The sequence below is a fragment of the Rhodococcus sp. (in: high G+C Gram-positive bacteria) genome (genome assembly GCF_049299235.1).
Lineage (GTDB): Bacteria > Actinomycetota > Actinomycetes > Mycobacteriales > Mycobacteriaceae > Rhodococcus.
Window position 1 is genome coordinate 1 of record NZ_JBAQXC010000040.1, and the last position, 10,576, is coordinate 10,576.

The following is a 10,576-nucleotide window of genomic DNA, read 5'->3' on the forward strand; positions in this document are numbered from 1 at the left end:
CGTTCACCCTGATCGCCCGCGCCCGCCCGTGGCGCCATCCGGTGGTGGTGCATCCACAGTTCACCGAACCGGAGGCGGCGCTGATCGCCGCAGGTCATACCGTGCACCGAGTGCTTCTGCGTCCGGAGAACGGCTTCGTGTTCGACCCCGCACTCGTCCCCGCGGATGCGGACCTGGTGGTGATCGGCAATCCAACCAATCCCACGTCGGTGCTGCACACCGCCGACGCGATGCGTTCTCTGATGCGGCCGGGTCGCGTGGTCGTCGTCGATGAAGCGTTCATGGATGCTGTTGTCGGAGAAACGGAGTCGCTCGCCGGTACGCCCGCTTCCGGGATGGTGGTGGTGCGGTCGCTGACCAAGACGTGGGCGATCCCCGGTGTCCGCGCCGGCTACGTGGTCGGTGATGCCGCGGTGGTCGCCGATCTCGCGGTGCATCAGCCACCGTGGTCGGTGTCGGCGCCCGCGGCGGCGGCGATGATCGCGTGTTCCTCACCGCGGGCAGACGCGGAAGTATCGGCGATCGCAGCCGAAATCGCCTCGGACCGAGAGTTTTTCGTCTCCGAACTCACCGCCCTCGGTGTTCCGGTCGTGGGCGCCCCTGCCGCACCGTTCGTGCTCGTCCGGGTTCCGACGGGAACCCGGGACACGTTGCGCGCGCACGGTTTCGCGGTGCGACGCGGCGACACCTTCCCCGGTCTCGGCGACGACTGGATCCGCATGGCGGTGCGTGATCGTCGGACCAGCGCGGCGCTGATCGACGCCTGGCGGTCGATCCGGTGAGAGCCGCCGGACTGGCCATCGGGTACGTCGCCGACCTGATCTTCGGCGATCCGCGCCGCGGACATCCGGTGAGCGGTTTCGGGTCGATCGCCCGCATCACCGAGCGCGCCGTATACGCCGATACCCGCAACTCCGGGGTGCTGTTCACGACGATTCTGGTCGGCGGCGCCGCGACGCTCGGCTGGGCCGCCGACACCCTCACCCGCAACCACCGACTGCTGAACACGGCCGTCACCGCGGTCGCGACCTGGACGGTGCTCGGTGGCCGGTCGCTGGGGTACGAGGCGCGCACCCTCGACGACCAGTTGCGCCGCGGTGATCTGGATGCGGCCCGCATTCAGATCACACACCTCGTCGGGCGTGACCCTTCGGTGCTCGACGCCGACGGAATCGCCCGCGCCACCATCGAATCCGTCGCGGAGAACACGTCCGACGCAGTGGTCGCACCGCTGCTGTGGGGTGCGCTGCTCGGTCCGGCAGGACTGCTGGGCTACCGGGCCGCCAACACCCTCGATGCGCGGGTCGGGCATCGTACCCCGCGCTTCGAGCGGTTCGGTTGGGCCGCCGCCCGGTTCGACGACATCGCCAACCTGGTACCGGCACGCCTCACCGCCCTGCTGGCCGCCGGTCTCGGTCACGACACAGGTGCGGCGCTGCGGATCTGGCGGCGGGACGCGCACAAACATCCCAGCCCCAATGCGGGGCCGGTGGAGTCCGCGTTCGCCGGTGCACTGGGTATCACGCTCGGCGGGGTCAACGTCTATCACGGCGCGGTCGAGAACCGCGGCACTCTCGGCGACGGCCCCCATCCGGCGCCCGTCGACATCGGTCGCACCGCGCGGCTGGCGGCGCGAGTCGGGGCGGGGGCACTCGCCGTCAGCGTCGTCGTGGCACTCGCGCTCGGCTCTCGCGACCGTTGATCTGCCGCTACGGACGGTGCTGCACGGTCGTCATGTGCGCGTAGCCGACCCGGATCAGCTCGGTGAGCACCTCGAGGTCGACGTCGGCAAGCGTGGTGACGTACAGGCATGCCGCGCCGGTCCGGTGCCGGCCCAGGGACGCGAGGAGGTCCGCCGACTCCGGTGCGACAGTGAGTCCGTACAGCGCGAGATTCGCCTTCCGCGGCGAGAATCCGACGGCGAGCGCATCACCTTCCCGTCCGCTGTCGTAACGGTAGTGATACTGCCCGAACCCGATCATCGACGGTCCCCACATCACCGCCTGCTGTCCGGTCGCCGCGGCAATCAGGTCGAGCAGCGTCCGGGCGTCGGCGTGCCGGGTCGGATGCTCTACGGTGTCGAGGAACGCGGATACCGATTGGGTGGTGGGGCGGGTCTTGTTCTCGGCCATGCCCGCAGTCTGGCAGCGCTCACCGACACTGGCAGCAGATTCTGCAAGGGCGTAAGTTTGTAATCAGTGCAACACGCACCCGACGATCGGTCCTTGGGAGGACGATCATGAACACCTACAGGCGTTTCGGCCGCCCCGGCGGCTGGCAGCAAGCCGACATTCCCGACGCATCCGACGCGGCCGAATGGTTCACCGGCCGCCTACCCGCCGACTGGTTCACCGGGCCCGCCGACGTCGACGTCGACCGTGAGGAGATCGTCGTCGTCGGCGCACTGCCCCCGCCCGAGGACAAGACCGATGCAGCCGCCGACGGACGTATCGCCCGGTTCCGCGAAACCACCCGCGGCGACCGCATGCGGATCGCCGACGAGGCCGAGGCCCGCTACGGACGGAAGGTCGCGTGGGGTGTCACTCTCGGCGACCGCCGAGTTCTGTTCACCCACTTGGCTGTTCCCGTAATGACGCGGCTGCGTCAACCCGAACGGAAGGTCCTCGATACCCTCGTCGATGCGGGCGTAGCCCGTTCCCGCGCCGACGCCCTGAGCTGGACCGTCAGACTGGCCGGTCAGCACAGTGAGCAGTGGCTCGCCGAACTGCGGGAGGCGATGCGCACGGTCGACGATCTGCGTGCCGAAGGACCGCAGCTCTGACCGTTCAGGCCCCCTGAACCCGCTGCTGTACCCACAACGCCGCAGCGTCGACCGAGTCGACCGTGTCGACTCCGGTGGGCGCGGCGGGTCTGCGCACGACGATCACCCGCACGCCGAGTTCGGCCGCTGCGTCGAGCTTCGCACGGGTGTAGGCACCACCGGAATCTTTGGTGACGAGCGTGTCGATCACATTGTCCCGCATCAGAGTTCGCTCGCCGACGAGGGTATAGGGACCGCGTTCTTGCAGCACGGTCCACTGCTGCGGCACCTCGATGTCCAGCGGTTCGACGACCCGCACCAGCGTCTCGTGCCGAGCCAGCGGTCCGACGAACCGGCCGAGGGTCTGGCGGCCGGTACTCAAGAACACGCGGCGGCCGGTTGCGGCGACCGCGGCCGCCTCGTCGTGCCCGTCCACCCAGGTCCATGTGCCGGAACCGGCCGTTCCTGCCCAGCCGGGCCGGGCCAGTCGCACCAAAGGAACACCGGCAGCCTCGCACGCCGCAGCCGCGTTCGCGCTGATCCCGGCCGCGAATGGATGCGTGGCATCGACCACCGAATGAATTCGGCTGTCCCGCAGGAACTGTACGAGTCCCTCGACTCCGCCGAATCCACCGATTCGAACGTCGCCGACCGGAAGACGCGGCGCACTGACCCGGCCGGCGAGCGACGACACGAAGTCGGTACCGTCGGTGGACAGATACTCCGCGAGCGCGCGCGCCTCACCGGTGCCACCCAGGACCAGGACCGTCACGACAACATCCCGGTCAGGACCGGCAACGACGAGCGTTCACCGAGCATCGACACCAGACCGTCGACGTCGAGGCAGTCGTCGACAAGATCGGCCAGCGCCTCGAGCCGAGCGTCGCGCGCGGCCGGAAAACTCACCGTGCCGGTACGCACTTCGCGGCCTGTCGCCGCGGCGACCTCCCGCAGCCACGCCGCGCGAAACCCGTCGCCTTCGAGGCTGCCGTGCCACATCGTGCCGAATACCGAACCGGCACGCGCACCCCCGAGGAAGTCCTCGTCGTCACCGACGGTGATCCGGCCGTGGTGGATCTCGTAGCCCGACACGGGCTCCCCGAGCGCCGTGCCACTCGGCAGTCGCAGTGCCTTGTCCGGCGCGAACACCGTTCGCACGTCGAGCAATCCGAGCCCCTCCGCGGAAATTCCGGCAACGCCCTCCACACCGTCCGGGTCCTCGATCATCGAACCGAGCATCTGGAATCCGCCGCAGATGCCGAGGACGGCACCACCGCGGCGGACATGGTCGAGCAGTGCGACGTCGAGTCCGCGTGACCGCAACCATTCCAGGTCGGCGAGGGTCGCGCGGGTGCCGGGAAGAATCACCGCATCGGCACCGGCCAGTGCACGAGGATCGTCGACGAACCGCACGCGCACATCCGGTTCCAGGCACAGCGCATCGACGTCGGTGAAGTTGCTGATGCGCGGCAACATCACGACCGCAACCGTCACGGCACCGGCGCCGTCGTGGGCGGGTCGCGACGTCAACGCCAGCGAATCCTCGGAATCGAGCCACAGCCCGCGCTGCCACGGCAATACGCCGAGTACCGGACGTCCCGTGAGTGTTTCGAGCGAGTCCAGACCCGGCCGGAGCAGCCCCACATCGCCGCGGAACTTGTTGATCACGAACCCGCGGATCAACGCCTGATCGTCGGGGTCGAGCAATGCCAGGGTGCCGTACATCGACGCGAACACGCCACCACGGTCGATGTCGCCGACCAGGATCGTCGGCAGGTCGCCGTGCCTGGCCAGCCCCATGTTCACGTAGTCGTGTGCACGCAGGTTGATTTCGGCGGCGCTGCCCGCACCCTCGCAGACGACGACGTCGAATCGGCTGCGCAGGTCGTCGAGTGCCGCGAATGCCGCCTCGGCGAGATGCTTCCGGCCACCGGCGAATTCACCGGCCTCGAGCCTGCCCGCCGGCGCACCCATGACGACGACGTGACTGGTGCGGTCGCTGCCGGGTTTGAGCAGCACCGGATTCATCGCCGGCTCCGGGATCGCGCGGGCGGCGACCGCCTGGATCCACTGTGCCCGGCCGATTTCCGACCCGACACCCGTCGCCGGGTCGACGGTGACCATCGAGTTGTTGGACATGTTCTGCGCCTTGAACGGCGCGACCGTCAGCCCGCGGCGGGACAGGGCACGGCAGATCCCGGTCGTCACCACGGACTTCCCTGCGTCCGAGGTGGTTCCGGCGACGAGCAGACCCTGTCCCATCCGATCAGACGGACACTTCGGCGCGACGGTCCGCGCGTTCGGTGAGGAACGCGAAGGCCGCACCCAGACATGCCCACAAGGTGGCCTGCACAGCCAACGACGAGATGCGGAACTCCCACAGCAGCGTCGCCGGGAAATCGTCGGAAACCTCGTCGATCGTCGGCAGTACCAGGTAGCCGAGGATGACCACGGCCAGGAAGGCGAACGCAGGCGCGACGAGGCGGACCGTGCGCAGTTCCTGGGTGGCCAGTGCCTTCCGGACGACCACGGCGACCGAGACCGCCACGAGCCCGAGAATCACCGTCGCGAGCCACAACCAGGTGCGCTGGCTGATCGTGTCGGGATCACCGACTGCGGGCGGGTTCGCCGGATATTTGAAGAAGGGGACTGCCTCGATCGCCAGCCACCCGAATCCGGCGGTGGCCAGTGCGAGCGCGTATCCGGGGACCGCGGTGTGACGGCGGGCGAAGTGCAGCACCGACGCATAGATCGCGCCGAGCGCCAGACCTGCGAGGGTCGTCGCGAGGAACAGGCCGGCCTTCTGCCCGGACCGGCTGACCAGGGCATCGTCACCGTGGCTGTGGCCCCCGGGCTCGGCTGCGCCGTGGCTGTGACCGTCTGGCTCGGCTGCGCCGTGGCTGTGACCGTCTGTGGTGTCGGCGGACGCGGCTTCCTCGAGCGCGATCGCCGCCTCAATGTGTGGTTCGCCGATGACGAACGCGACCGCACCGGCGAGTAGGCCTGCGATCAGGCCCGCCAGCAGACCACGCAGCAGAAGCTGCACGAAGCTGCCGGTCAGCGCGGTGGACGTTGCTTCAGTTGTGGCGGTGCTCATCGGTCCGCTCTCGTTCAGTGGCACGGAAGGCCAAGCAGGTGCCGGCCGTCATGCATCAACTCGTGCATGAACATGCCGCTGCGGGAGATCGCTCCCTGATCGAAACCGACCAGATACAGCACCACGAAGGCGAGCAGAACGGTCGCGGCGATCGCAGCGGCCAGCGCAGCGTTGCCCAGCGACTCGTCGGGAAGGTGAACGACGGCCATGAGTTGCCCCCTCGGGATTGACGCGTCCCATCGAAAAGGTCATGAGTCGAGGGAGTGTTCTGGCTCCCGGACCGTCGGTCCGATCACAGTGGCGCGACCGCTCCGGTTTCGCACCGGATTGCCTGCACCTCGACACATGCGTACGCGGAACAATTGCACCGTGCCGCCGCGCATGTCAAGCGTGAGGCGGTGTGATCGAATGTCGGCCGTGTTGCGCCTGCAGTTGCTGACCCACGCATCCACCGACGCTCAGACGGTCGCGCGCTTTCCCACCGACGAGCCGCTCTGCGTTCGTGGCCGGCGTGAGCTCGCCCGCGCAACTCCACCCGTCGTCGATGTCGCGCTGACCGCGCCGGAACGCCGAGCCGTCGACACCGCGGCAGCATTGGGCCTGCACGCGGAAGCCGATCCGGCGTTGCGTGACCTGGACTACGGCGCGTGGGCGGGTCTGTCGATGGCGGCGGTACCCCCGGCCGACCTCACGGCGTGGTTGACCGACCCGCATGTGGCTCCACACGGCGGTGAATCGATCGTGGCGCTGCTCGATCGGACCCGGTCCTGGTTGGACTCGATGGCAGCCGGGTCGGGGCGGTGGCTCGCGGTGACGCACCCGTCGGTGGTGCGGGCAGCGGTGGTGTGCGCCGTGGGTGCTCCTGCGTCGGCTTTCTGGCGGATCGACGTGCGTCCGGCGACCATCACGCGACTGCACGCCCGTGGCGGCACCTGGACGCTGCGGTTGACCTGACCGTCACCAGGTGACGTCCTCTTCGCACCGGCGCCCGTCGACGACCGTTTCGATCTGGACGGTCGCGTGGTCGAGTCCGTGTGTGGACAGGACCGTGCGGGCGGACTCGAGAACCCAGCGAGAATCGTGGTCGCTGACCAGGTGCACGGTCGCGACGTCCATCCCGGTCGTCAGTGTCCACACGTGCAGGTCGTGGACGCCTGCGACACCGGGCAATGCGGCGAGATCGGCGCGGACCGCATCGACGTCCAGGTGCGCCGGGGACGCCTGCGTGAGGATGCGCAACGACGCCGCCGCGAGGCGCAGCGCCCGCGGCACGACCCACAGTGAGATGAGCACACCGACAACGATGTCCGCGACATTCCAGCCGAAACCGATGATCAACGCACCGGCGACGAGGACCCCGATGCTGCCGACCGCGTCGGCGAGCACCTCGAGGTAGGCGCCGCGCACGGCGAGGCTGTCCTTCGCGTCGGCCCGCAGCATGACCATCACGACGAGGTTCGCGACGAGGCCGGCCGCCGCGGTGAGGATCATCGCCAGGCCGGGCAGTTCCGGGCTGTCGCCGATGCGTTCGACGGCTTCGTAGAACACCCATGCCGCGACGCCGAGCAGCAGGACCGCGTTCGCCATCGCCGTGAGCACCTCGGCGCGATGCCAGCCGAAGGTGCGGGCCGCGGCGCTGCTGCCGCGACGGGCCAGCACGAGCGCGATCATGCCCATCGACATGCCGACCACGTCGGTGAGCATGTGCCCGGCGTCGGCGAGCAGCGACAGCGATCCGATCCACAGGCCGACCGCGGCCTCGAGGATCAGGAAGACGACGAGGATGCCGAGCGCGACGGCCATCCGTCGAATCGTCGCCGCGGACGGGCCGGTCCTGCCGTGCTCGTGACCCACGCCGTGCGAATGTCCGTGACCGTTCCCCATGGTTCTCCCTCCGAAATCCCGGTCAGCATATGCACATATACGCATGTGTTCAACACTTCCGTGGTTCGGGAGGGAATGCAGGCACCGCGGGCCGGTCAGGGCTGCGTCATGCAGGGCCTGGATCGGGGCGGTAGGCGGGAGTGTCGGTGGTGGGCGGCAGGGTGGCGATCGCCGAGATCCGTCCCAGACCCGCGGCCTGCATGAGATCGACGGTCAGCGACCGCAACTGTGCGAACACCACCGTCGACGACAGCCCGGCGCCCACAACCAACTCCGGGGTCAACTTGCGGGCGATGCTGCGCAGCACCCGCGCGACCTCGGCCTGATCGGGCTGGTCCCCCGGCTCCGCGAGAATGACCTCGCGCAGCACACCGACCGCGTCCGCGAGTTCCTCGACCAGTCGGACCAGCCGCGGATCGAGAATCTCGTCGTCGTGCACGAGCGCCAGCGACCGCCGCGCGAGGACCCGAATGTTGCGCATCGCATTGTCGATCGGATCGGCCGCCGCCGTGAGCCGTTCCAAACGGGGCCTGCTGTTCCAGTACAGCGGGGAGATCCGGCTGATCTCCCGCCCGCCCTTCAGATTGGTTCGCATCCCGTCGATCGCCGACTGCGTCTCACGGGCCTGCTGCAAAGCCTCGTCGATCGGCTTCGGATTGTTCTCGACCAGCCCGGACTCGATCTTCCGCAGCACCTCCACTGCCGTCGCCAGGATTCCGGCGGCGTCGCGCCGCGCGCGGCGCACCGGATGGGTCGGGACCACCGCGACCACCGCGATTCCCACGAGACCACCGATCAGGGCGTCGACCATCCGGTCGATACCCCCGCTGTCCCCGGGCGGGATCAGCGTTGCCACCAGCACCGCCGAGTTGCCTGCCTGCATCGAGAAGATCGGGCCACCGTTGATCAGCACGGCTGTGGACATGGCAATCACGACGACGAATGCGATCTGCCACGGGCCGCTGCCGATAGCCGAAATGATCAGATCGCCGACCCCGATGCCGACCGTCACACCACACACGAGTTCCACCGACCGACGCAGGCGCGAACCCAACGACAGGCCGAGGGACACCACCGCGGCGATCGGTGCGAAGAACGGATGCTCGTGCCCGACCGGACCGGTCGCCACCCACCAGGCCAGCCCCGCGGCGAGGGCACATTGAACAATCGGCAGTGCCGAGCCACGCAGCCTGGTCGCCGGTGCCCGCAGTCGCCGGCGTATGTCGGTCCGGTCGGGCAGGCGCCTACTCGACGCCGAGCTCACGTGCTGCCCGCGGATCGCAATCCTCGAGCAGGTCGAGGCAGCGGGCGTACTCGCCGGTCTCACCGATCGTCTGCGCGGCACGAGCGAGAGCGGCGACGCACCGCAGGAATCCCCGGTTCGGTTCGTGGTCGAACGGAACCGGGCCGAAGCCCTTCCATCCGTTGCGGCGCAACTGATCGAGGCCACGGTGATACCCGGTGCGGGCGTAGGCATAGGCCGTGATCGTCTGACCGTGGTCGAGGGCGGCCTCCGCCAGATACGCCCACGCGATGGACGCCGTCGGATGGTCCGCCGCTACCTTGGCTGCGTCCTCACCGTTGAGCAGTGCCGATTCCGCGTCGTCGTCGCCGGGAAGCAGGGTGGGCTGGGGTCCGAGGAGGTCACCGAAAGAGGTCATGGCGACCATTCTGCCCGTCCCCGCGCGACGCTGGATAGGCTGCCCGGGAAACCGTTGGCCGTCGAACGAGGTGTATTCGTGCCGGATCCGAAGAACGAAGGCGCTTCCACTCCCCTGCCTGCGGAGTCGACCACGCCGCACGATGACGTTCCGGCTGATGACACTCCGGTTGACGGCTCGGTGCAGGATGCACCACCTGGTCCAGCATCGACCGGCGACGACAGCGCTGCAGATGAGGTCACCGCAGATGGCGACGCGGTAGAAGACGACGCGGTACAAGACGACGCGGTACAAGACGACGCGGTAGAAGGCAAAACCGATGCCGATGCCGATGCCGATGCGGTCGCGACCCTGCGTCGGGAACCGAGCGCAATCGACGCCGACGCGAAGACGGTGGCGATTCCCATTGCCGGTCGCACGACCGGATCCGGCCCATCCACGTCGACATCCACCCGCGCAACCGGCGACAGCCGGGGATCCACGGACGACGCCGTGACGGTCGCACATGCGGCCGCCGATGCGACGACCGTCGCGATCCCGGCCGCCGAGGCCGCCACCGTGCAGATCCCGGTGCGTTCGCACGTGCCGAACAAGCGCCGACCGCAGCGCATCGAACCACGACTGCCCGAACCGCCGCGACCCGAGCCACAGCGGTTCCAGCCGCAGCCGACGCCACAGCGCATCGAACCGACGCCCCGTCGCGACAGCAAGCGCTGGGTGCTCGCGGCGGCCGGTGCGGGTGCGCTGGTGGTCGCGGCGATCGTCGTCGCGGCGGTGGTCGTGTTCCTCGATCGTCGGGCCGACAATTCGCCCGAGGCGCGGATCCGCGCGAGTGTCGACACATTCGTGAATGCCCTCGCCGCCGGCGATCTCGCGACATTGCGGGCGTCGACATGCGGCGGTCTGGCGGAGTTCTACGCGACGGTGGACCCCGAGCAGTTCACGGACATCCACAACCTTGCGCTACAGCAGGGTTCGGTGCCGGTCGTGACGAGCGTCGACAAGGTCCAGATCACCGACAACCTTGCGATCGTGCAGGTGACCGCGCATCCGACGGGAACCCCGACCGATGTCACCGAGCGGACCTTCGACCTGTCCGACGTGGGCGGGGAATGGAAGGTCTGCGGAGAATAGCGGCCGTGCGTGTTTCCGGTAGCGGGTGCTACCGGGAAC

The 10,576-nt window shown here is 68.7% G+C and carries 13 protein-coding genes and 1 riboswitch; of the genes, 5 read left to right on the plus strand and 8 right to left on the minus strand.

Annotation, left to right across the window (positions count from 1 at the left end; translation table 11 throughout):
• Nucleotides 1-782 (plus strand): aminotransferase class I/II-fold pyridoxal phosphate-dependent enzyme (locus WAX14_RS02375; protein ID WP_422626493.1); only part of this gene is annotated, 782 nt, incomplete at its 5' end.
• On the plus strand, nt 779-1,702 hold the full coding sequence (locus WAX14_RS02380) for a cobalamin biosynthesis protein (protein WP_422626494.1): 924 nt from the start codon (nt 779-781) through the stop codon (nt 1,700-1,702). The genes WAX14_RS02375 and WAX14_RS02380, both read left to right, overlap by 4 nt.
• Nucleotides 1,703-1,709: 7 nt before the next feature.
• Here WAX14_RS02380 and WAX14_RS02385 read toward each other — a convergent pair whose 3' ends face one another.
• Nucleotides 1,710-2,132 (minus strand): DUF1801 domain-containing protein, encoded by a 423-nt coding sequence (locus WAX14_RS02385; RefSeq protein WP_422626495.1) that lies wholly within the window; start codon nt 2,130-2,132, stop codon nt 1,710-1,712.
• A 107-nt stretch (nt 2,133-2,239) separates the two neighbouring features.
• Between WAX14_RS02385 and WAX14_RS02390 the strand changes: the two genes are divergently transcribed.
• Nucleotides 2,240-2,782, plus strand: a complete 543-nt coding sequence (locus tag WAX14_RS02390) for a hypothetical protein (RefSeq protein WP_422626496.1) — start codon at nt 2,240-2,242, stop codon at nt 2,780-2,782.
• A gap of 4 nt (nt 2,783-2,786) precedes the next feature.
• Here WAX14_RS02390 and WAX14_RS02395 read toward each other — a convergent pair whose 3' ends face one another.
• From WAX14_RS02395 to WAX14_RS02410, 4 genes are read right to left on the minus strand one after another with little or no spacing between them, the layout of a single operon-like run.
• Nucleotides 2,787-3,533, minus strand: a complete 747-nt coding sequence (locus WAX14_RS02395) for a cobalt-precorrin-6A reductase (RefSeq protein ID WP_422626497.1) — start codon at nt 3,531-3,533, stop codon at nt 2,787-2,789.
• On the minus strand, nt 3,530-5,023 hold the full coding sequence (locus WAX14_RS02400) for a cobyric acid synthase (protein ID WP_422626498.1): 1,494 nt from the start codon (nt 5,021-5,023) through the stop codon (nt 3,530-3,532). The genes WAX14_RS02395 and WAX14_RS02400 overlap by 4 nt, the downstream gene beginning before the upstream one ends.
• 4 nt (nt 5,024-5,027) lie before the next feature.
• A complete protein-coding gene (locus WAX14_RS02405) occupies nt 5,028-5,858 on the minus strand; it encodes a CbtA family protein (protein WP_422626499.1) in 831 nt (276 codons plus the stop codon).
• Nucleotides 5,859-5,872: 14 nt separating this feature from the next.
• Nucleotides 5,873-6,067, minus strand: coding sequence for a CbtB domain-containing protein (locus WAX14_RS02410; protein WP_068155005.1), 195 nt, complete (start codon nt 6,065-6,067; stop codon nt 5,873-5,875).
• A gap of 33 nt (nt 6,068-6,100) precedes the next feature.
• Nucleotides 6,101-6,214, minus strand: a riboswitch (cobalamin riboswitch).
• Nucleotides 6,215-6,266: 52 nt separating this feature from the next.
• Here WAX14_RS02410 and WAX14_RS02415 point away from each other — a divergent pair.
• On the plus strand, nt 6,267-6,812 hold the full coding sequence (locus tag WAX14_RS02415) for a histidine phosphatase family protein (RefSeq protein ID WP_422626500.1): 546 nt from the start codon (nt 6,267-6,269) through the stop codon (nt 6,810-6,812).
• 3 nt (nt 6,813-6,815) lie between these two features.
• Here the strand turns inward: WAX14_RS02415 and WAX14_RS02420 are convergent, their stop codons facing one another.
• From WAX14_RS02420 to WAX14_RS02430, 3 genes are all read right to left on the minus strand, one after another.
• A complete protein-coding gene (locus WAX14_RS02420) occupies nt 6,816-7,742 on the minus strand; it encodes a cation diffusion facilitator family transporter (protein WP_422626501.1) in 927 nt (308 codons plus the stop codon).
• 106 nt (nt 7,743-7,848) lie between these two features.
• A complete protein-coding gene (locus tag WAX14_RS02425) occupies nt 7,849-9,006 on the minus strand; it encodes an FUSC family protein (protein WP_422626502.1) in 1,158 nt (385 codons plus the stop codon).
• On the minus strand, nt 8,987-9,403 hold the full coding sequence (locus WAX14_RS02430) for a DUF3151 domain-containing protein (RefSeq protein ID WP_422626503.1): 417 nt from the start codon (nt 9,401-9,403) through the stop codon (nt 8,987-8,989). Before WAX14_RS02430 ends, WAX14_RS02425 begins: the two co-directional genes overlap by 20 nt.
• A 78-nt stretch (nt 9,404-9,481) precedes the next feature.
• Here WAX14_RS02430 and WAX14_RS02435 point away from each other — a divergent pair, with 78 nt between their 5' ends.
• Complete coding sequence (locus WAX14_RS02435) at nt 9,482-10,537, plus strand: hypothetical protein (RefSeq protein ID WP_422626504.1); 1,056 nt, start codon at nt 9,482-9,484, stop codon at nt 10,535-10,537.
• The last annotated feature ends 39 nt before the right edge of the window (nt 10,538-10,576 follow it).

What these genes read in the sequence shown, in the direction of transcription:
- WAX14_RS02385 (WP_422626495.1), bottom strand. Translation starts at nt 2,132, where the DNA reads ATGGCCGAGAACAAGACCCGCCCCACCACCCAATCGGTATCCGCGTTC.
- WAX14_RS02390 (WP_422626496.1), top strand. Translation starts at nt 2,240, where the DNA reads ATGAACACCTACAGGCGTTTCGGCCGCCCCGGCGGCTGGCAGCAAGCC.
- WAX14_RS02400 (WP_422626498.1), bottom strand. Translation starts at nt 5,023, where the DNA reads ATGGGACAGGGTCTGCTCGTCGCCGGAACCACCTCGGACGCAGGGAAG.
- WAX14_RS02405 (WP_422626499.1), bottom strand. Translation starts at nt 5,858, where the DNA reads ATGAGCACCGCCACAACTGAAGCAACGTCCACCGCGCTGACCGGCAGC.
- WAX14_RS02410 (WP_068155005.1), bottom strand. Translation starts at nt 6,067, where the DNA reads ATGGCCGTCGTTCACCTTCCCGACGAGTCGCTGGGCAACGCTGCGCTG.
- WAX14_RS02415 (WP_422626500.1), top strand. Translation starts at nt 6,267, where the DNA reads ATGTCGGCCGTGTTGCGCCTGCAGTTGCTGACCCACGCATCCACCGAC.
- WAX14_RS02420 (WP_422626501.1), bottom strand. Translation starts at nt 7,742, where the DNA reads ATGGGGAACGGTCACGGACATTCGCACGGCGTGGGTCACGAGCACGGC.
- WAX14_RS02430 (WP_422626503.1), bottom strand. Translation starts at nt 9,403, where the DNA reads ATGACCTCTTTCGGTGACCTCCTCGGACCCCAGCCCACCCTGCTTCCC.